Genomic DNA, 20,499 nt, shown 5'->3' on the forward strand with positions numbered 1-20,499 from the left:
TGAAATACCGCACAACCCAAGTGGCTGTGCGGTGTTTTTATCAACGTTGCATCTATACTTTTATTGATGAGCAGGGTCAAATCCGATTAAATCCTTAATCACTTCTCCCGCCATCAGCAGGCCTGCTACCGGCGGTACAAAAGGATTGGAGCCGGGAATATCCCGCCGGGCCGTGCATTTACGGATTGTGCCAGAAGGGCAGACACAATGGTTGCGGCAGCTGATTTGCCCATCCTCTACAGGGCGTATGGGCTTTTCTTGGGAATAGATTACTTTCAGCTTATCCACGCCCCGCTTTTTCAGCTCATGGCGCATGACTCTGGCCAGAGGGCACACTTTGGTCTCATAGATATCGGCCGCCTGCAATGCGGCGGCATCCGCCTTATTGCCGGCTCCCATAGCCGAAATCACCGGAACACCGGCACTGCGGCCCCGCATAACAAGCTCAAGCTTCCCTGTAACGGTATCAATCGCATCGAGAATATAATCATACTGGGTAAAATCAAACTGATCGGCTGTATCGGGGGTAAAAAAGCACTGGTGCTTATGAACAACCGCTCGGGGATTAATATCAAGGATTCGTTCCTCAGCCGCATCCACCTTATAGTGGCCGATGGTTTTGTGGGTGGCAAACAGCTGGCGGTTCAGGTTGGTCACACAGACCTTATCGTCGTCAATCAGGTCGAGAGTACCCACACCCGCACGGGCCAGTGCTTCGGCCGCATATCCCCCCACACCGCCGATGCCAAAAATGGCCACCCGGCACTGGCTGAGAATTTTGGTTGCTTCGCTGCCAAAGATCAATTCGGTTCTGGAAAACTGGTTCAGCATTTTATCATTCCTTTTCTGGCCAACAGTTACAATGCTTTAAGCATCCATTATAGGAACTATGACCTGTATCCCAACAATACAGGTCATAGTTTTATTTATAGCCTATTCATAGTAATAACATAGAGATTGTATGATAAATGAGTAGCATTTATCATACGTTCCATCTTATGCCCAGCCTACAGCCATGGCAATTATACCATTCACTTGGTTCATGCTACAATCATAACATGCACGCTGCACCCTGTCAATAACAAGGATAATGCCCCATAAACGACGCAGAAGAGCCTCTATTTCATGGCCTGACTGAGATCGGCGATCAAATCCTCGGGAGCTTCCAAGCCCACAGACAGCCGCAGCAGGCAATCCCCTATACCTTTGGCTTCACGCACTTCCACAGGGATATCCGCATGGGTTTGAAGCATAGGATAAGTAATCAGGCTTTCCACACCGCCCAGACTTTCTGCATATTGAATCAGGGCAACCTTTTCCAACAAATGGTGGGCTGTTTCCCGGCAGTCGGTTTCAAAGGAAAGCATGGCTCCAAAGCCAGAAGCCTGCTTTTGGGAAATCTCATACCCCGGATGCTCCGGCAGACCTGTATAGAATACCTTTTTAATAGGCTTCTGCTCCGAAAGCCACTGAGCAACCACAAGTGCCGTTGCCTGCTGTCTTTCCATACGAACAGGCAAGGTTTTAATGCCCCGAATCAGCAACCAACTGTCAAAGGGAGAGAGACATGCCCCAATGGTTTTGGAAAGAAACCGCAGCCGCTCGGATAAGCCCGCATCGGCGACCACCAAAAAGCCCGCCAGTGTATCGTTGTGGCCTCCCAAGTATTTGGTTCCGCTGTGCAGAACAATATCAGCGCCCAAAGCCAGCGGCTTCTGCAAATATGGGGTAAGGAAGGTGTTATCCACAATCAGCAAAAGATTATGCGCCTTGCACAGCTGAGCGACAGCGGCAATGTCGGTTACCTGCATCATAGGGTTGGTGGGTGTTTCAATGAAAATGGCCTTTGTTTCGGGCTTAATGCATTTTTCCAGCTCATCCAGCCGGGCCGTATCCACAAAGTCGAAGGTAAAGCCATTCTTCATGGAAATATGGTGAAACAGGCGGTGCGAGCCGCCGTAAAGATCATCCGAAGCCACAATGTGGTCCCCCGGCGCAAACAGCCCCATCAATACCGTGACAGCGGCCATGCCGGTGGAATAGGCAATAGCATCACAGCCCTCCTCCAGCTTGGCCATTGTATTTTCCAAGTGCTCTCTGGTGGGGTTCTGGGCTCTGGAATAATCAAAGCCGGTGCTCTGCCCCACGCCGGGATGGGCAAAGGTGGCCGACTGAAAAATGGGCACGCTGATAGCCCCGGTGGTATCGTATTTGTTATCGTTTCCGTGAATACACAGTGTTGAAAAATCCATAGGTTTCTCCTTTGATATAATCAATAGACTTGAAAACGAAACCATCGTTTTCAAACGCAAGCAAAGCTTGCTTTGCGCCAAAGGCGCGGTTTTTGTCTCTTAGTATCCCATTTCCCCGCTTTAAAAAAGCGGGGAAATACAGCAGAATACTGTTTTCAAGTCTGGCTGCTATAAGCAAAATTCAGATATAGAACATATTTGCCTGCTGTGTTTTATACTTTTCGGTATCGCTGACCAAATCAGCAATGGTAACAGCACGCAGAGTTTCTCTCACTCTTTTATCCAGCACATCAAAAGCAGATAACCGCAAGGCCTTTTCGATTTCCGGGGCCTTTTCCGAAACCGTTTCCTGGGTCTGTTCAAACAAAGATGCCTCCACAGCCAGCAACACATCCAGAGCAGTTATCTGCTGCGGCATTCGGGCAAGCTGGTAGCCGCCCTGAGCACCCTTTGTTGACACAACAAGCTGGGCTCTTTTCAGCAGTGAAAAGACCTGCTCCAAATATATTTTTGAGATACCCAGTGTTTCAGAAATATTGATCACTGTGATATACTCGCCATTGTTATATTGCTGCGCCATATTGATTACTGCCGCAAGGGCATATCTTCCTTTGGCCGATATTCTCATAAGATCACCCATTTCATATATAAATGATATGTATTAAATAATAAGGTGCAAAAGGGAACTTGTCAAGAGCAAACCGATAATATCATATAAAACCCATAGAAATAATATAATAAATCGTATTGACATTGGAGCTTTGCCGTAGTATACTGTTTCATATAAAACATATATGAAACATATGCATTGATAAATGGAGGTAAGAGTATGTCTAAGGTTTATAAGAATCTGACTGACCTGATCGGAAAAACCCCCTTGCTGGAGCTTGTTAACTACGAAAAGAAGCATGAACTCCAAGCATCCGTTGTTGGTAAGCTGGAATATTTCAATCCCGCCGGCAGCGTGAAGGACCGTATCGCCAAAGCCATGATTGAAGATGCAGAAGCCAAAGGGCTTCTGGGGCCTGAATCTGTGATCATTGAGCCCACCAGTGGAAACACCGGCATTGGCCTTGCCTCAGTAGCATCGGCCCGGGGCTACCGCATTATTCTCACCATGCCCGAAACCATGAGTGTTGAGCGCCGCAACCTGCTCAAAGCCTATGGAGCCGAGCTGATTCTCACCGAAGGTGCTAAGGGCATGTCCGGTGCCATTGCCAAGGCAGAGGAACTGGCTCAGGAAATTCCCCATTCCTTTATTCCCGGTCAGTTTGTGAATCCCGCTAACCCGGAAATTCACAGAAAAACAACCGGCCCCGAGATTTGGGAGGATACCGACGGCAATGTTGACATTCTGGTGGCCGGTGTCGGCACTGGTGGCACTCTCACCGGAGCCGGCGAGTTTTTGAAAGACAAAAACCCCAATATCAAAATTGTGGCTGTAGAGCCCGATGCTTCCCCGGTGCTTTCCGAAGGGAAATCCGGCCCACATAAAATTCAGGGAATCGGAGCCGGTTTTGTTCCCAAGGTGCTCAATACATCAATCTATGATGAAGTTATTCGTGTGCAGAATGAGGATGCCTTTGCCACAGGCAAGGAGCTTTCCAAAACAGAGGGCCTGCTGATCGGTATTTCTTCGGGTGCAGCTGTCTGGGCAGCAACTGAGCTGGCAAAGCGCCCGGAAAATGCAGGAAAAGTGATCGTGGTCATTCTGCCTGATACAGGTGAACGCTATCTTTCCACTCCCCTGTTTGCCGAATAACATTTTTTCAATCATGCTATTTCTTCTTCAATGGCTCACCTGATTCTTAGGTGGGCTTTTTTCTTTTTTTGAAAAAATTGTGGCTATCCATAACTTTTACAAATTTAAGGTCTACAATCAAACCAAATGCTAAAGCAATTTATCTTTTGTGTAGGCAATCAGGGGGGGCATAGAATGGGATCCTCTATAAAAAACAAACTGCTGCATATTGGCGGTATGACCTGTGTCAGCTGCCAGAATAAAATTGAAAGAAAGCTGAGCAACACAGCGGGAATCAAAAGCGCAAAGGTCAGCTACAATGCAGGAACCGCAGAGGTCACATACGATCAGGATATTATCACCCTCAAAGATATTGATGCCATTATAGAGCGGCTGGGCTACACGGTTGTATCCACCCGCAGGGGCTCGGATTCCGGCAAAAAATCCGTGGCAGGCGTGCTGCTGGTTATTGCTTCGCTTTATTTGCTTTTGCAGCATTTCGGTATTCTTAATTTGCTGGTACCAAGCAAACTAGCTGAAACCAACATGAGCTATGGCATGCTGTTTGTGATCGGCCTGTTGACCTCGGTGCATTGTGTAGCCATGTGCGGAGGAATCAATATATCCCAGTGTATCTCCACCAACCAAGGGGAAGCAGGAAAAAGCGGTGCACTTGCCACCCTCCGGCCAGCTCTTCTCTACAATTTAGGGCGTGTGCTCTCCTATACAGCAATCGGCTTTATCGTTGGTGGCTTAGGCTCCACGATCGCCTTCTCCAACACCATGCAGGGTATTCTCAAGGTGATAGCCGGTTTGATCATGGTCATGATGGGCATCAATATGCTGGGTATCTTTCCATGGCTTCGTCGATTCAGCCCAAGAATTCCCGCTATTTTTGCCCGCCGGATTGATGGGCAGAAAGCCGCAAGCAAAAGCCCCTTTCTGGTGGGGCTGCTCAATGGTTTGATGCCCTGCGGCCCTCTGCAATCCATGCAGATTTACGCCCTTTCCACCGGCAGTGCTTTTGCAGGAGCTTTCTCCATGCTTTTATTCAGCTTGGGAACCGTGCCGCTGATGCTGGGTCTTGGTGCTCTAAGCTCCGCTTTGGGGAAAAAATTCACCAGCAAGGTGATGACCGCCGGCTCGGTTTTGGTGGTTGTGCTGGGCATTGCTATGTTCTCACAGGGCTGGAGCCTTTCGGGGCTGCCATACCCTTCACTTTTTGCAGGCAGCGCCGCCACCCCCGCTGTTACCGATACCAGCGTTAAGGGCACGGATACTGTACAGCTGGTCAACAGCACCCTTTCTCCCGGCCGCTATCCCGCCATTACCGTTCAGGCAGGCACCCCGGTCAAATGGGTTATCGTTGCCCCACAGGGCAGTATCAACGGCTGCAACAACCGTATATTCATCCCGGCATACGGCTTGGAGTATTCCTTTAAAACCGGGGAAAACATCATTGAATTTACCCCCTCTCAAACCGGTACATTCCCCTTTAGCTGCTGGATGGGCATGATTCGCGGCACCATCACGGTTGTGGATGCCGATACAGAAATCCCGCCGCAGAGCGGCACCTCCGATCAAACCGTCCCACAGCAGGGTGGGCTTATAGGGGAACCGGTTCCAGCTGACTATGTGATTCCAACCGATCAACTTGCTATTGCTGAGCATAAGGATACCTTCCAGCAGGTTACCATTGAGCTGACAGATGAGGGCTTCCAGCCAGCGGTAGTAGTGGTGCAGTCCGACATGGAAACCGAGTGGATTATCAACAACACCTCATCAAAATACAGCAATTTTAGCCTGCTTGTCCCCTACTATGCATCACAGGTCTCACTGGCTGCTGAGGCAAACCCGCTTTACCTATACCCCACAGATGATTTTGAATTTTCCAACGGGGATGGCTCCTATTTCGGCTATGTAAAGGTGGTGGAGGATATCAGCAGTATAGACGCTGAAGCGATTCGGCAGGAGGTATCGGATTTTGAAACGGTGATCTGGCCGCCCCAAGCCTTTGGAACCACCGGCGGCGGTGCCCCCAGCTGTCATTAAAAGTTATATCCTTTTTTAACCAAGCCAATAAACATATTCAGGAGGGCTATGAGAATGGCAAAAAACAATAAAACACTTGGCAAATCCTCTATAAATAAAAAAAATACAACTCCCAAAAAGAAGTGGAAGTTACCGGTCGTTCTTGTATCGGTGTTTGCAGTGGTTCTAATTGTGGCCAGCGTTTTGGTTGGCCGTGGAGTTGGCGGAACTGCTGATGTGATTTCCGGGGAAACAGACAATACAAACGGGCAAGATCTTGTAATTCCCACCAGTGAAATATCCGAGACCGCCCGTTTTTATCCAGTGGATGTGGATGGAACACAGCTGGAAGTGGTGGCCGTAAAAGCTTCCGACGGCTCCATTCGAACCGCTTTTAACACCTGCCAGATTTGCTACGACTCCGGCCGGGGCTATTACAAGCAGCAAGGCAATGTGCTGGTTTGCCAGAACTGCGGGAACCAATTCTCCATGGATCGTGTAGAGATTGAAGCCGGCGGCTGCAACCCATGGCCTATTTTTGATGAAGATAAGAGCGTTACCGAGAGCAATATCACGATTCCATATGGTTTTCTTTCAAAATCCAGCGTGATTTTTGCCAATTGGAAAAAGTCTTATTAATGGGTTTTCATAAGCCTGTTTCAACTCGCCAATACTAATGATGCCTTTATCCTTAAAGCAGCTCGATTCTATTGTTTCATTGCTGGAATCCATGTATAATAAATGCAAATGGTATACTCCAAGATACCTCTCACGGCTCAAGACAGCTGATATTCATCACTTCCGCACTCATGCCGTGCGGCTGGCACATCCTTTCTCCACGATGAGAAAGGATGCAAAGAATCGCCAAGGGGGCGCTCCCCCTTGGTACCCCCCAGAGCCAAAATTCAGCTGGCTATAACTTTTGGCATGGTTGATGGTTGTGTCCGTCATGGTTCTTTCAGAAATTAAAGATGGGCTACAAACGTATAACGTGTTGGAGACAGGAGTAAAGCGATGCTGGGCAATGAAAAGAAAAGCATTTTGGTTGTGGATGATGAACCCAAAATAGTGGAGGTCGTTTCCGCCTTGTTTCAAAGCAAAGGTTATCGGGTTTTTTCAGCTGAAAACGGGCTGGCCGCTCTGGAACTGTTCGGCCGCCAGAACATAAGCTTGGTGATTTTGGATTTGATGATGCCCGGGCTTTCCGGTGAGGAAGTCTGCACAGAAATACGAAAAAAATCTCGTGTTCCCATCATTATGCTTACCGCCCGGGTAGAAGAGGAAGATCTTGTGCAGGGGTTAGGGCTGGGTGCCGATGATTACATTACCAAGCCCTTTGGCCTCGGGGAACTGTATGCCCGTGCAGAGGCGGTTCTGCGCCGGGCAGGAGATGATTTGATGCCCCTTGCCAAGCGAAGCTCATGGAGAAACGGTGATTTGATCATTGATTTTGAAAAAGGAACCCTGCAAAAAAGGGAGCACAGCCTGCCCGTAACCCCCACAGAAATAAAACTACTCCTTGCCCTTATAAAATACCCCGGAAAGATATTTACCCGGGAAGAACTGATTGAAGTGGCACTTGGCCATGATTTTGATGGCTATGACCGGGCCATTGACAGCCACATTAAAAACATCCGGCAAAAAATTGAGGATGACCCGAAAAATCCGGTTTATGTTCTCACGGTTCACGGCCTAGGCTACAAGTTTGGAGGCGACTGAAGCTATGAGAAGCCTTCGTTCCCAGCTTTCTCTCTACATCATGACCATTGTGTTGGTCATGGTGGCCTTGGTCAGCTTTCTTGCCAATATAGCGGTAAACCGGCAGTTTGAAGAATACATTGTCAGTCAGGAGCAGCAGCAGAGGGAAAAGATCATCGATGATCTGGAAAATCTCTACAACGGCATGACTCGCAGATGGAATGCCGATTATCTTCACGCCATCGGCATGTATTTGCTTTACGATGGCTATGTTTTATCTGTTTACGATGCTTTCGGGGCCAGTGTCTGGGATGCGGAAAGCCACGATATGGCCTTGTGCCGTGAAATCATGAGCGACATTACCGAACGTATGCGGCAGCGGAACAACAACGGCGGCTTCACCAATTATACCTATGAACTTAAGCAGGGCGAACAAAGAATCGGCACCGCCGCCATCAAGGTTTATGGCCCCTATTTTTTAAGGGAAAATGAATATCATTTTATCAACACCCTCAACGCTCTTTTTTTGATTATTGGTGTTGTATCCTGCATTGTCTCTGTGATTACCGGAACCGTTCTGGCGCACAGAATCGCACGGCCCATCACCAAAACGGCGGAGATTGCCCGGCGTATATCCGGCGGAAACTACAGCATCCGGTTTGAAGGCGCTACGAAAACCCAAGAACTGAGCATGCTTATTGAATCCATCAACAACATGGCCGGCGCTTTGGATCGGCAGGAACAGCACAGAAAGCAGCTGACCGCCGATATTGCCCATGAGCTGCGCACCCCTCTGGCAGCACTCCGTTCTCATCTGGAGGCCATGGCAGATGGCCTCTGGGAAGCCACTCCTGAGCGGCTTGTCAGCTGCGTGGAGGAAGTGAAGCGTTTGAGCAGCCTGATTGTGGATTTAGACCGTCTGGCAAAGCTGGAACAGGATAATGTAAAGCTCAACAAAGCACCCGTTGACTTGCTGGAAATAGCATCCGCAGTCCTTGCCAATTTTGAAAAGGAAGCGGACAATAAAAAGCTAAGCATAACCCTCGATGGAACCGCCACGTGCCTGAATGCCGACCGTGACAGAATGATTCAGGTGGTTACCAATCTGGTATCCAACGCCATTAAATACACCCCAGAGGGCGGGCAAATTCGCATCGAGGTCAAGGATGATAGTGAAAACGGTTTTGTTGTGGTGGAAGACAGCGGCATCGGTATCGCTTCTAAGGATTTACCCTATATTTTTGAGCGGTTTTACCGAACCGATCAATCCCGCAACCGCAAAACCGGCGGAGCGGGCATCGGGCTGACCATTGTAAAATCCATCGTAGAAGCCCACGGCGGCAAGATTACCGCCGAAAGCACCGAGGGAAGCGGCAGCCGATTTACAGTTTGCCTTCCCCAAAAAAGCCGTATACTATAACACAATTTAAAATGAACCATTTCAAATCATGATAACGCACCCCTTCTCACAAGCTATGGAGAAGGGGCATTTCTTTTGGGTTTCCACTTTTAAAGAAGCAGTGTCTGCCTTTTTATCGTGTAATAGCCCAGGAATAAAACACATAAGATGGATAAGCTCCTCTGGTCAACAGAGTGCTCTGTAAAGATTTGTTAAAATTTGTTATGCAGTAAACAACCCCAATACAAGCACTTAATAGCTGGTTGACCAAAGCAATCCTAAAATCTTACTACTATAAAATGAGGTGCATACAATGAGAAAACAACTGGCTCTTTTGCTGGCCTTCACGGCTGTTCTGTTTGCTTTGACAGGCTGCGGCAGCTCAGGCTACAGCACTTCCACCATCTCCCAGGCCGGCTCTTATGCCGTAAGAGAGGATATGGCGGCTCCTGCTGCCGAAAGCCCGATGGTTGCAGAAGCAACGGAAAGTGGTGTAAACAGTCCCACAGCTGCCCCTTCCGGCTACGAGCGTAAGCTGGTTCGCAACATGAACATTACATTGGAAACTCTGACCTACGATCAAGGGCTTGAGGATTTGCGTGCTTTGACCGAGCAGTTGGGCGGCTTTGTGCAAAACTCCCGGATTCAGGGTAAAAGCCTGAATCAAAGCAACCAGCCCCGCACGGCCTATTTCAGCCTGCGCATCCCCTCTGGCAAGCTGGACGAACTTTTGAACCGTATGGGAGAGAGTTTTAACCTCTTGGATGTTTCGGAAAGCACCGATGATTATACAGACCAATATTTTGATACCGAATCCCGGCTTCGCGCTCTTCGCCTGCGGGAAGAGCGTCTCCTTGAGCTGCTGTCCAAAACCGCCCGGCTTGAAGATTTGTTTCAGGTAGAGCAGGAGCTTTCACAGGTGCGTTATGAAATCGAATCGCTCACCGGCTCTCAGCAAAAGATAGACAGCATGGTTCAGCTTTCTACAGTGGAAATAACGCTTTCTGAGGTTGTGGAATATCAAGAGCAGGTAGCGCCGGTTAAAACCTTCGGTCAGGAGCTGAGACAAGCACTTAGAAGCTCCTGGAATGGCTTTGTAAGAGGCTGCCAGCTGTTTGTGCTCACTTTGGCTGCGGCCCTGCCCTATCTGCTGGTTTTGTTTGCAGTGGGCCTTGTGGTATTTCTCATTGCATGGCGGAGCGCAAAAAAACGCCGCTCTGCTCCTCCAATCCCCCCAACTCATACACAAGGGTTTCCCCCTGAGCCGCCGGTAAATCCCGAACAATAAGACTTCTCGTTTTGGTTGCCGCTTCTGCTTTGGCAGGGGCGGCATTTTTTTGCAAATTTAGCCATTAAAATTTCAGTATAGGCTTGACTTTTATAGCGTGGAATGATATTATACTATCTGTTGAGCAATTGGAGAGCACCGCGCCGATTGATCATAAACGACCTGAATATCTGCGCTTGTAGCTCAGCTGGATAGAGTACTTGGCTACGAACCAAGGGGTCAGGGGTTCGAGTCCCTTCAAGCGCGCCAGTCAAAGAGACCGTCTAATTTTTGTAATTAGACGGTCTCTTTGCGTTTTGCACAGCAATACTATAGGCAATCACCTTAAGACAACGCCGGTAAAATTCCCATTGTATTGCTTAGAATTTTTATAAAAGATCCTACAATAGTCACAAAACATTAATATATTGTCGAATTTTGTTGATTTTTGTGTCCGGATATAGTATATATAGTATATATAGTATATATAGTATTATAAGAAAGTAATTCCCTATGTATTTAGGAGATTGCTTAAAAACGGCAAAACCTCCTGTTCATCCATTCGTTTGTTCACTTAGTGCATACTGCAAACCTGCAACCCTATTCTGCGGAGACTGTCACCAGCGCATGCAATATAAAAGCATTCCTGTGTGGTTTTTCTTGTTTTTATATTGTTTCAAGTGGATACATTGAGACAGACATTAAGGAGGAATTAAATGAAGACCTATGCAAACATTCTCCCATCCTCCACCCATTGTGGAGGATATTTTTTTAGTTAGCCTTGGCTATTCTAAATCACAAAATACAATTGGAGGAATCACGGATGAAAAACCCAACCAATACCGAAAAAAAGAAGCGCAAAAAGAAAACAGGAGGCTTCATGAAAAACCTAACCATCAAAAGCAAGCTTATTGCAGGCTTTGGTACTGTGTTGGTTTTAATGCTGGCTTCCACCCTGCTTTCATTTATGAGTCTGAACATAATATTTTCACAGGTTCAGCGCTATCAGCAAGATGCTCTCCCCAACACTGTACGCATCTTAACACTTGATGGCTACAATGTTTCGCTTCAGCGCTACGCAGCCTTAATCTTTGATACAAGTGATAAAACCCAGCGGAAAGCTTATATCGATCAAATTACATCCGAAAAGGAAAATCTTGACGAGATCCTTGAAGAAATCAGACAGTATGCTAACGTCAGCGATGAATCACTGGGGAAAATCGACAACATAATTCAGATCAATAATGAGTGTCAAAGGCAGCTTTTGGAGCTAGCCAATGCCAATACCTCTGTTTCTGATGAAAAAGGAAAGGCATTTCTGATAGCCGAATATGTTCCCAATGCTCTTAAGATGGGTGATGTGGTTAATGAAATTTCCGCAGCCATCGATGCCCGTATGGCAGCACTTAACCAACAAGCCAATCAGGCTAAGCAAATTTCTGCCATTCTCCTGATAGGATCTCTGGTTGTATCGTTTGGTTTTGTAATAGTTGTGGTCACATTGGTTGCGAAATCCATTGCTATCCCTGTGAAAGAAATTGAATATGTATTTGGTGAGATGTCTAAGGGTAATCTGCATCATCAAGTAACCTATGAAGGGCAGGATGAGCTGGGCCGAATGGCTTCTACCATTAGGTCTACCAACGAAATGCTGGTTGCCTATATCCAAGATATTGCCGAAAAGCTGACCTTGCTTTCTAAAGGTGATATGCGCTTTACCGTGGATTTAGATTATGTTGGAGATTTCCATGAGATCAAGCAAGCTATGGTTGATACCGCCTCCGCTCTCAACCAAACCATGCTGGCCATTAAGACATCTGCCGATCAGGTGGGCAGTGGCGCAGAGCAAGTTTCCAGCGCTTCTCAGGCCCTTGCTTCCGGGGCTACTCAGCAGGCTTCAACCATCGAGCAACTGAACTCCTCTATCAGCAATGTGGGGCAGCAGGCCAATAAAAATGCAGACACCGTTAAAAAGGCCTCGGAATATGTGGCGCAGGCAAATGAAGGTATAAAAGCCGGCAACGATTGCATGCAGAATCTCAACGAGGCTATGCAAGATATCAGTAATTCTTCCGTGAAAATCTCCAACATCACCAAAGTAATTGAGGATATTGCTTTTCAGACCAATATTCTGGCTCTGAATGCAGCTATTGAGGCTGCTCGTGCCGGTAGTGCCGGAAGAGGCTTTGCCGTGGTCGCGGATGAGGTTCGAAACCTGGCAGGAAAATCGGCACAAGCAGCCAAGCAAACCTCTGAGCTGATCGATCATTCCACTGTTTTGGTCGCTGAGGGAGAAAAACTTGCCGCTGAGACCTCTGAAATTTTGGAACAAGTGGCGGAAAAGGCCAAACTGATAGAACAATCCACTCAGGAAATCGAAAAAGCTTCTTCGCAGCAGGTCTATGCTATTGAGCAGATTACACAGGGTCTGTCTCAGGTTGCTTCGGTTGTCCAAACCAATGCGGCCACCTCGGAAGAAAGCTCCGCTTCCAGCGAAGAGCTTTCCGCTCAGGCAGAGATGCTGCGCCATGAGGTAGACCGGTTTAAACTTTCCGGCACCAAACTTGCTGCTATGCAGGTGCAGCCTGCTCCGCTCTTTAATGACGTTTCCAAAGAATCCCGCATTTCTTTGGCCCCAGGCAGCAAATATTAGTTCTCTTCCTCAATCGGATATTCCAAATAAAAGAACCCCTTTTCCGGATGGAAAAGGGGTTCTTTTATTTCAGCTATTTTACCCAAATCAAGAATTTCTACTTGGCAGTCCAGCGCTGAAGCTCTTCCGGTGTGGCCAGAACATAGTGCTCACCACCCAGATGATGCTGAACACCCTTGTTGTATACCACGCCTTCTGCTTTTGCATCGTAGCTTTTGGATTCACGGCTTTTTTCCACCTGCGGGTTCGGGCGAGGGATTGCGCTGAGCAGGCTTTGGGTATAAGGGTGAATGGGATTCTCAAAAATCTCATCCGTTGTGCCAGTTTCCACCAAATGGCCCAGATGCAGAACACCGATTCGATCCGAAATATACTTGACCATAGAAAGATCATGGGCGATAAACAGATAGGTTGTACCAGTCTGAGACTGCAAATCCTTCATCAGGTTAACCACCTGTGCCTGAATGGAAACATCCAGGGCACTGATGCATTCATCGGCGATAACCAGCTTTGGATTCATAATCAGCGCCCGGGCAATGCCCACACGCTGTCTTTGGCCGCCACTGAATTGATGCGGATAACGATCGGCGTGTTCAGGTGCAAGACCAACCTTTTCCAGCATTTCTGCTACCTTTGCCTTGCGCTCAGCAGTGTTTTTGCCAATGTGGTGAATCTCCAGACCCTGGCCAATAATCTCCCCCACCTTTTTCCGTGGATTCAGGCAGGACATAGGATCCTGAAAAATCATTTGCATTTCGGTGCGCAACCGGCTGGTAACACCCCGGGTCATCTTCCCGGAAACATCCATACCCCCGAACTCAATGTGTCCGGCAGTGGGATCATACAGACGAATCAAGCTGCGGCCAATGGTGCTTTTACCACTTCCGGATTCCCCAACAAGGCCATAGGTTTCGCCGGGATAAATCACAAAATCCACGCCATCCACAGCACGAACCGTGTGGCCGCCGCTGATCTGAAAATGCTGCTTAAGGCCTTTAACCTTCAAAATAGGCTCAGAGATCGGCATTCAGATCGCCTCCTCTCTTCATCCTTTGGACACGCTGGCGCAGCTCTGCCGGCATTTCCACCTTGGGAGCACGCTCATCCAACAGCCATGTGGCCGCCCAGTGGGTGTCGCTGACCTGAAACATGGGTGGCTCCAAACGCTTGTCTATATGCAAAGCAAACTGGTTGCGGGGCGCAAAGGCATCCCCTGTCACGCCATGCAGAAGATTGGGCGGCGAACCGGGAATGGTATACAGCCGCTCATCGGTGGTATCCAAATCCGGCATGGCGCTGAGAAGGCCCCAGGTATAAGGGTGCCGGGGTTCATAAAAAATCTCCTCAACGGTTCCCTTTTCCACGATTTTGCCCGCATACATAACGTCTACATAGTCGGCGACCTTAGCCACCACACCCAAATCGTGGGTAATGTAAATAACACTGATGCCCCGCTCCTGCTGGATGCGTTTGATCAGCTCCAATATCTTGGCCTGAATGGTCACATCCAAGGCGGTGGTGGGTTCATCGCAGATCAGCAAATCCGGGTCGCATGCCAGCGCAATGGCGATAACCACACGCTGCCGCATACCGCCAGAAAGCTGGTGAGGGTAATTCTTGATACGCTTTTCAGCATCGGGAATCCCCACCTCCTGCAAAAGCTTAACGGCTTTGGCCTTGGCCTCCTGCTTGTTGGCACGGCCATGCCACAGCATACCCTCCATAATCTGCTTGCCAATAGGCATGGTGGGGTTCAAACTGGTCATAGGGTCCTGAAAAATCATGGCCATGCGCTTGCCGCTGATGTGGCGGCGCATTTCTGCCTTTTTCAGCTGGAGAATATCCACGGTTTTGGCGGTGCCGTTATCGTGGCGATAGGTATACAGGATTGAACCGGAATTTACCGTGGCGTTTTTAGCCAAGATACCCATAGCTGCCTTCATGGTAACCGATTTACCGCTGCCGCTCTCCCCCACAATGGCAAGAGTTTCGCCCCGGTAAAGGTCAATATCAACACCGCGAATCGCATGGGAAGGACCTGCCATGGTGCTGAAGGTAATGGAAAGATCCCGTATTTCGATTACTTTTTCTCTGGCTTTCTGTTCCATATACGGCACCTCACATTTCCTTGAGTTTTGGATCAAACGCTTCACGGAGGCCATCCGCCAGCATGTTGAAGCACAGCATCAGCAAAGCCAGCACAACCAGCGGCGGAATGATCTGATAGGGGTGGGTGGTGAAGCTGTTAAAAGCATCACTGATTAGCGAACCCAGACTGCACTGGGGTACCGGAATGCCCAATCCCACAAAGCTCAAAAAGGCTTCGGTGAAAATAGCAGTGGGAATGCTGAACATCAGCTGGGTGATAAGCTGCCCGATAATGTTGGGCAGAATTTCCCGGAAAATAATCGTAAAGCTGCCGGCTCCCAAGGTACGGCTCGCCAGAACAAACTCCTGCTCCTTGAGCTTGAGCATTTCTGCACGGGCAATACGGCTCATGCTGATCCATTCCGTGATAACAAGGGCCAGCACAATGGTGGAAAAACCGGGCTTGAGAACCAAAAGCAGCAGCGTGACTATAACCAGCCGCGGAATGCCGTTGACAATCTCAGCAAAGCGCTGCATGCCGCTATCCACAAGGCCGCCAAAATAACCACTAACCAAGCCATAAGACATGCCAAGGGTCATGTTAATAACGGCACTGACCACAGCGATACCTAAGGAGATGCGGGTGCCCTCCCATACACGGGTCCAGATGTCACGGCCGAGAGTGTCACTGCCAAACCAATAATAAACATCCGGCAGATTCTTATCCTGATAGCCGTTGATCAACTTGGTGCCGCTGGTGGTGCGCAGAGATTCGTTGCCGTTGAAAATACCCATATTCTCCAGAACGGGGATTCTGGGGGCAAAGTTCTTTTGGGAAAGGGCCTGCTCGGAGTAATTGTAGCCGCTCATGCTGGGGCCAAAAGCAGCCAGCAGCATGATAATGATAATCAGGATCAAAGCCGCCACAGCACCCTTGTTGTTTATAAACCGGCGCTGTACATCTTTCCAGTAACTGTCGCTTGAAAAGCCAGAGTCAATGTGTGCTTCCGGCTCTCCGCCAATCAGTTCAAAATCATTGGGCAAAAAGGCCGTATCCTTCCGGGAAATATCCGCGGTATCATTCATGCACACTCACCGCCCTTCACCTTGCGTATACCCAATACACGGGCCCAGCGGCCAAAAAAACCTAACCGGCCGGGGCCTTCACTATCCCCACTTTTGGAAAGACGAATGCGGGGATCAATGATACCGTAAAGCACATCCACAAGCAGCATAATGCCAATGTACATGGCGCTGTAAATAAAGCTAAGTGCGATAACCACATTGTAATCGTTGGACTGTATCGCTGTAACCAGCAGGCTACCCACTCCGGGGATGGCAAAAATCTTTTCCACCACCAAGCTGCCTGTCATCAAATCCACGATCAGCGGAGCCAGAACAGTGATGATGGGAATCAACGCATTGCGCATGGCATGGCGTACAATCAACGGTGCTCCTGTAATACCCTTACTTTCCGCCAGCATCATATAATCGCTTCCCATAACCTCCAGCATTTCATTGCGGGTAAACCGCGCAATGGAAGCCAGAGTGAACATGCTCAGAGCAATACTGGGCATCACCCCGGAAGCAAGCGGTGCTTTGGCGCTATAAAGCATAGGCAGCAGGCTCAGCCGAAAGCCAAGGCTATAGCTGAGGGTCAGAGCAAACACATAGCTGGGCACCGATACACCCAATACCGAAATAACGGTACAGAGCCTGTCCAGCCAAGTGTTATGGTTAAGAGCGGCTACAATACCAAGCAGAAGCCCGACCAGCGCGCCTGCACCAACAGCCATACCGCCTATTTTAATGCTAACAGGCAGACGGCTTTCAATAAGCTGGCTGATGGGGGTGTTCTTGCTGATATTGTAGCTGACGCCCAAATCCCCCTGTACCAGCCTGACCACATAACGGCCAAACTGCACATGAAGCGGCTGATCCAGACCGTATTTTGCATTCAGCACCGCCCGCTGATCATTGGTCAGCTTTTCATCATTAAAAGGCGAGCCCGGCATCAACTGGAGCAGAGTAAACAGCACCAGAGTAATGGCCAGCAGGGTGAACACAGAGATCAGCACGCGCCTGAAGATATAGCGTTTCACGATGTTCCCTCTTTCTGTTTTTTCTAGTTTTACTGCAAAACAGTCGCAAAACCATTTTGAAGCTGCGGCAAATCTCCGCGTTTTGCCGCATTTTCAGCGGCTTTGATCATAATTGGAGCAACCGAGCGTTGCCACCTACTTTTAAACAGCCATATGTATTAAAAATCCACCGACTGATTATACTCAAAAAAAGCGCAACGGCCTTGAGGAATTCAAAGCCGCTGCGCAGGCAGTATCTGGGGAAAGCCAGTACTGTTAACCCTTCACCGCACGCTTATAAACACGGTTCAGAGCAACAGGGTGGAACTCAATGCCCGACACGCCGGTTTTAATCATATTGGCGTCAGCCTTAGTATATAAAGGCACGATCACCGCTTCTTCCATCACGATCTTTTCAGCTTCATACATAGCTTTCCAACGAGCCTCTGCATCGGTGATATAGGCACCAGTGGTGCAATCAGCAATAATAGCATCGTACTTAGGATTGCTCCAGAGACCATAGTTGTTGTTATTATCAGTAGTCCACATGTTCAGGTAGGTCATAGGATCGGCATAGTCAGGTCCCCAACGGGTAAGGCAAACTTCATAGTTACCGGACTGAATATCCTCAACACGCTGTTTCTTGGGCTGAACCTTCAGATTCAGAGTGATACCGGGCAGAGCGCTTTCGATCTGCTCTTTCAGAACAGCGGCTACGTTCTGGGTCTCGGTCTGATCCTCAAGCATCAATTCAAAAGTAAAGCTATCCTGTCCAAGCTCCTGCTTAGCCTTCTCGTAATACGCAGCGGCCTTAGCAACATCATAGGAGCAGACATCTTTAAACAGATTCTGATCACCGCTGAAATCGCTGCCATCCGGGCCGGCGGCAAACTGGGGAGGAACAGCGGTATAGGTGGCAACAGAGCCATCCTTAACAACATCTTCGACAATAGCAACACGGTTAACCGCATTGGTCAAAGCAAGACGGAAGTTTGCATTTGCAAGAGCAGGAATCTTATGGCCGTTCAGGGTGATGTACCACATGTAACCGGCACCAACCACATTCAGTTCAGGATCTTCACCAACCTGATCAACCTGATCACCGCTAAGCTTCACAATGTCAAGATCGCCATTCTGGTAGCTCATGAAAGCCTGCTGGCTGTCTTTGATAACCTGATAATTCAGACCATCCAGCTTCACATTGGCTGCATCATAATATTCAGGGTTCTTGGTCAGAGTAAAGGCCAAAGCAGCAGGCTCGTAGCTCTCAAGAATGAAAGCGCCGTTGCTGAGCACAGTGCTGGGGCTGGTACCAAAGGTACCATCTGCCAGGCCCTCATAAAAGGCTTGGTTAATGGGATAGAAGGTGGGGAAATACATCAGGCTGAGGAAATAGGAAACAGGAACATTCAGCTCAACCTTAAGGGTTTTCTCATCCACTGCGGTTACGCCAAGCTCGGTTACAGGCTTCTCACCGGCAATAATCTCGGCAGCATTTTTAACCTGGCCGATGTCGCTGAGCATATAAGAATACTCAGAGGCAGTTGCGGGATCAGCAGCACGCTGCCAGCCATAAACGAAGTCAGCAGCAGTAACAGGCTCACCGTTGCTCCATTTTGCATTCTCACGCAGATGGAAAGTATAGGTAAGGCCATCCTCGCTCAGGTCATAGGTTTCAGCAATGGCAGAAACAGCCTTGCCTGTTTCATCCATTTGCATAAGCCCATCGGTAAAATCAGCAATGACTTCAAAGCTGGTGCCATCGGTAGCAATCTGCGGATCGAGGCTGGCAACCTCGACTTCTACCATTACATTCAGAACGTTGCCGTTTGTTTGATTAGAAGCTCCACTGGAAGCTCCGGCAGAAGACGATGAACCTCCAGAATTTGAGGATTGACCGCAGGCAGCAAGACTAAGTACCATCAGACCGGCCAGAATCCCCGAAGCTAAGCGTTTGCTCAGTTTCATAAAAAAATTATCTCCTCTCATTTGCAGTAACATGAGCGACATGTTGCAAAATGCCACCCTCTCGTAACAACAAAAAACACTCGTCTCCTGTGTTATGTCAAGACGAGCGCCCTTGCTCTGTTATTGAATTATACAGTTATGGAGAGAAAATGTCAAGTCTTACGCACGTTTTTTCTGAATCCGGCGTCAAAGGGATGCTTTGCAAGCTTTGCCCTCACAGCTCTCAAATAAATCAAAATTTTACAAAAACCGCTGTCTTTTATTGATAAATTCAGATTTATTCCCCCATATTTTCATATGTGTATATTTTCGGTTCGAAAATTCAAAAAACCAAAAAAAATTAGCCGTACTTCGGTTTGGATCACTCCAAAAATTGCATTTTTATTATTATAGTGTAAATACAATGAAGTGCGTAATTGGCCAAAGCGTCACAACAACTATGAAAACAGAGTGTATTCTAGGCGTTTTGCACCGGCTATACCTTATTATAAGAGAGCATCTTTATCGGGCTTGATCTGGTAACAGAAATTTTTCAGAAAAATTGGTAATTTATGAGTTTTTTTATTCAATCATACAATAATTTTACAATAGTGATTATTTGTACAAATTAAGCTTGATAACAGCGATGTATTTCACTATAATGATGAAAAAACTGTTTGAGGAGGATTTAGCATGAACGAAACCACAGTCAACACAAGCACACCACAAGTCAACACTGGAAATTCCTATTTTGATGGTGAGGTTCTTCAGTTTATCGGGCGGAGTATTCTGGCCAGCCTGATTTGCAGCTTCACTTTCAGCATTTGCTTTCCGTGGGCCCTGTGCATGGTCTATGGTTGGAAAATTGATCATACGGTTATCCAGGGCCGGAGGCTGAAATTTGTTGGCACTCCTATGGGCCTTTTTGGAAGCTGGATTAAATGGCTTCTGCTCACTGCCGTTACCTTTGGTATTTATGGCTTCTGGGCTTGTATCAACCTTGAAAAATGGGTAGCCCAAAACACGACTTACGCCGATTAAGTATGATTGAGCAAAAGAGCGCTGTGACAAACCAAGTCGCAGCGCTCTTTTTGATTGATAAAAACAAAGGCATCATCCCACCTTGGTAGCTTTTACGATGCTGTATAAACCAAAAAATTCTGACCCTGCCAAGGCGTTTAAACATATAATAGTATATTGACAGAACAAGGCGATTATGGTATATTCTATTTGTTAACCACACCTAACTAAAACGGCTTGGTTTTAATATTAGGCAATATGTTTTCCTAGGCTAATTCCAAGTTGTGAGTGTCTTTTGATTCCTTATATAAAGGAGGGGCTC

General features: G+C 48.0%; 16 protein-coding genes and 1 tRNA gene. 9 read left to right on the forward strand and 8 right to left on the reverse strand.

Annotated features, from left to right (window positions below; all coding sequences use genetic code 11):
* Nucleotides 1-60: 60 nt before the first annotated feature.
* The 3 genes from U6B65_05465 to U6B65_05475 all read right to left on the reverse strand — a co-directional run bounded on the left by U6B65_05465 (nucleotide 61) and on the right by U6B65_05475 (nucleotide 2,880).
* Nucleotides 61-831 carry a tRNA threonylcarbamoyladenosine dehydratase gene (locus U6B65_05465; protein ID WRS28581.1) on the reverse strand — a complete coding sequence of 257 codons (771 nt, stop codon included), beginning with the start codon at nucleotides 829-831 and terminating at the stop codon, nucleotides 61-63.
* A gap of 287 nt (nucleotides 832-1,118) precedes the next feature.
* On the reverse strand, nucleotides 1,119-2,252 hold the full coding sequence (locus tag U6B65_05470) for a PLP-dependent aspartate aminotransferase family protein (GenBank protein ID WRS28582.1): 1,134 nt from the start codon (nucleotides 2,250-2,252) through the stop codon (nucleotides 1,119-1,121).
* A gap of 181 nt (nucleotides 2,253-2,433) precedes the next feature.
* The gene (locus U6B65_05475) at nucleotides 2,434-2,880 is read right to left on the reverse strand and encodes an Rrf2 family transcriptional regulator (protein ID WRS28583.1); all 447 of its coding nucleotides are present in this window, start codon (nucleotides 2,878-2,880) and stop codon (nucleotides 2,434-2,436) included.
* Between the two features lie 201 nt (nucleotides 2,881-3,081).
* Between U6B65_05475 and cysK the strand changes: the two genes are divergently transcribed.
* From cysK to U6B65_05515, 8 genes are all read left to right on the forward strand, one after another.
* Nucleotides 3,082-4,014 (forward strand): cysteine synthase A, encoded by a 933-nt coding sequence (gene cysK / locus U6B65_05480; protein ID WRS28584.1) that lies wholly within the window; start codon nucleotides 3,082-3,084, stop codon nucleotides 4,012-4,014.
* A gap of 174 nt (nucleotides 4,015-4,188) precedes the next feature.
* Nucleotides 4,189-6,045: a sulfite exporter TauE/SafE family protein gene (locus U6B65_05485; GenBank protein ID WRS28585.1), complete on the forward strand. Its 1,857-nt coding sequence runs from the start codon at nucleotides 4,189-4,191 to the stop codon at nucleotides 6,043-6,045.
* A gap of 54 nt (nucleotides 6,046-6,099) precedes the next feature.
* On the forward strand, nucleotides 6,100-6,663 hold the full coding sequence (locus U6B65_05490; protein ID WRS28586.1) for a DUF2318 domain-containing protein: 564 nt from the start codon (nucleotides 6,100-6,102) through the stop codon (nucleotides 6,661-6,663).
* Nucleotides 6,664-7,038: 375 nt separating this feature from the next.
* The gene (locus U6B65_05495; GenBank protein ID WRS28587.1) at nucleotides 7,039-7,743 is read left to right on the forward strand and encodes a response regulator transcription factor; all 705 of its coding nucleotides are present in this window, start codon (nucleotides 7,039-7,041) and stop codon (nucleotides 7,741-7,743) included.
* Nucleotides 7,744-7,747: 4 nt separating this feature from the next.
* On the forward strand, nucleotides 7,748-9,142 hold the full coding sequence (locus tag U6B65_05500; protein WRS28588.1) for an ATP-binding protein: 1,395 nt from the start codon (nucleotides 7,748-7,750) through the stop codon (nucleotides 9,140-9,142).
* A 292-nt stretch (nucleotides 9,143-9,434) separates the two neighbouring features.
* Nucleotides 9,435-10,409 (forward strand): DUF4349 domain-containing protein, encoded by a 975-nt coding sequence (locus U6B65_05505; GenBank protein ID WRS28589.1) that lies wholly within the window; start codon nucleotides 9,435-9,437, stop codon nucleotides 10,407-10,409.
* A gap of 172 nt (nucleotides 10,410-10,581) precedes the next feature.
* Nucleotides 10,582-10,658, forward strand: a tRNA-Arg gene (locus U6B65_05510).
* Nucleotides 10,659-11,211: 553 nt separating this feature from the next.
* Nucleotides 11,212-13,041, forward strand: a complete 1,830-nt coding sequence (locus U6B65_05515; GenBank protein ID WRS28590.1) for a HAMP domain-containing methyl-accepting chemotaxis protein — start codon at nucleotides 11,212-11,214, stop codon at nucleotides 13,039-13,041.
* A gap of 97 nt (nucleotides 13,042-13,138) precedes the next feature.
* Here U6B65_05515 and U6B65_05520 read toward each other — a convergent pair whose 3' ends face one another.
* The 5 genes from U6B65_05520 to U6B65_05540 form a co-directional block, all read right to left on the reverse strand.
* Nucleotides 13,139-14,068 (reverse strand): ATP-binding cassette domain-containing protein, encoded by a 930-nt coding sequence (locus U6B65_05520; protein WRS28591.1) that lies wholly within the window; start codon nucleotides 14,066-14,068, stop codon nucleotides 13,139-13,141.
* Nucleotides 14,055-15,149 carry an ABC transporter ATP-binding protein gene (locus U6B65_05525; GenBank protein WRS28592.1) on the reverse strand — a complete coding sequence of 365 codons (1,095 nt, stop codon included), beginning with the start codon at nucleotides 15,147-15,149 and terminating at the stop codon, nucleotides 14,055-14,057. Before U6B65_05525 ends, U6B65_05520 begins: the two co-directional genes overlap by 14 nt.
* Before the next feature lie 10 nt (nucleotides 15,150-15,159).
* The gene (locus U6B65_05530) at nucleotides 15,160-16,215 is read right to left on the reverse strand and encodes an ABC transporter permease (GenBank protein ID WRS28593.1); all 1,056 of its coding nucleotides are present in this window, start codon (nucleotides 16,213-16,215) and stop codon (nucleotides 15,160-15,162) included.
* Nucleotides 16,212-17,231, reverse strand: a complete 1,020-nt coding sequence (locus tag U6B65_05535; GenBank protein WRS28594.1) for an ABC transporter permease — start codon at nucleotides 17,229-17,231, stop codon at nucleotides 16,212-16,214. Before U6B65_05535 ends, U6B65_05530 begins: the two co-directional genes overlap by 4 nt.
* A gap of 255 nt (nucleotides 17,232-17,486) precedes the next feature.
* Entirely contained in the window at nucleotides 17,487-19,178 is a 1,692-nt protein-coding gene (locus tag U6B65_05540) for a peptide ABC transporter substrate-binding protein (GenBank protein ID WRS28595.1), read from the reverse strand.
* Between the two features lie 672 nt (nucleotides 19,179-19,850).
* Between U6B65_05540 and U6B65_05545 the strand changes: the two genes are divergently transcribed.
* The gene (locus U6B65_05545; protein ID WRS28596.1) at nucleotides 19,851-20,198 is read left to right on the forward strand and encodes a DUF898 family protein; all 348 of its coding nucleotides are present in this window, start codon (nucleotides 19,851-19,853) and stop codon (nucleotides 20,196-20,198) included.
* Nucleotides 20,199-20,499: the final 301 nt, after the last annotated feature.

This window comes from Oscillospiraceae bacterium MB08-C2-2 (assembly GCA_035621215.1).
GTDB lineage: Bacteria > Bacillota > Clostridia > Oscillospirales > Ruminococcaceae > WRAV01.

What these genes read in the sequence shown, in the direction of transcription:
- U6B65_05505 (WRS28589.1), top strand. Translation starts at nt 9,435, where the DNA reads ATGAGAAAACAACTGGCTCTTTTGCTGGCCTTCACGGCTGTTCTGTTT.
- U6B65_05515 (WRS28590.1), top strand. Translation starts at nt 11,212, where the DNA reads ATGAAAAACCCAACCAATACCGAAAAAAAGAAGCGCAAAAAGAAAACA.
- U6B65_05475 (WRS28583.1), bottom strand. Translation starts at nt 2,880, where the DNA reads ATGAGAATATCGGCCAAAGGAAGATATGCCCTTGCGGCAGTAATCAAT.
- U6B65_05465 (WRS28581.1), bottom strand. Translation starts at nt 831, where the DNA reads ATGCTGAACCAGTTTTCCAGAACCGAATTGATCTTTGGCAGCGAAGCA.
- U6B65_05540 (WRS28595.1), bottom strand. Translation starts at nt 19,178, where the DNA reads ATGAAACTGAGCAAACGCTTAGCTTCGGGGATTCTGGCCGGTCTGATG.
- U6B65_05520 (WRS28591.1), bottom strand. Translation starts at nt 14,068, where the DNA reads ATGCCGATCTCTGAGCCTATTTTGAAGGTTAAAGGCCTTAAGCAGCAT.
- U6B65_05525 (WRS28592.1), bottom strand. Translation starts at nt 15,149, where the DNA reads ATGGAACAGAAAGCCAGAGAAAAAGTAATCGAAATACGGGATCTTTCC.
- U6B65_05495 (WRS28587.1), top strand. Translation starts at nt 7,039, where the DNA reads ATGCTGGGCAATGAAAAGAAAAGCATTTTGGTTGTGGATGATGAACCC.
- U6B65_05545 (WRS28596.1), top strand. Translation starts at nt 19,851, where the DNA reads ATGAACGAAACCACAGTCAACACAAGCACACCACAAGTCAACACTGGA.
- U6B65_05485 (WRS28585.1), top strand. Translation starts at nt 4,189, where the DNA reads ATGGGATCCTCTATAAAAAACAAACTGCTGCATATTGGCGGTATGACC.
- U6B65_05500 (WRS28588.1), top strand. Translation starts at nt 7,748, where the DNA reads ATGAGAAGCCTTCGTTCCCAGCTTTCTCTCTACATCATGACCATTGTG.
- U6B65_05470 (WRS28582.1), bottom strand. Translation starts at nt 2,252, where the DNA reads ATGGATTTTTCAACACTGTGTATTCACGGAAACGATAACAAATACGAT.
- cysK (WRS28584.1), top strand. Translation starts at nt 3,082, where the DNA reads ATGTCTAAGGTTTATAAGAATCTGACTGACCTGATCGGAAAAACCCCC.
- U6B65_05490 (WRS28586.1), top strand. Translation starts at nt 6,100, where the DNA reads ATGGCAAAAAACAATAAAACACTTGGCAAATCCTCTATAAATAAAAAA.
- U6B65_05530 (WRS28593.1), bottom strand. Translation starts at nt 16,215, where the DNA reads ATGAATGATACCGCGGATATTTCCCGGAAGGATACGGCCTTTTTGCCC.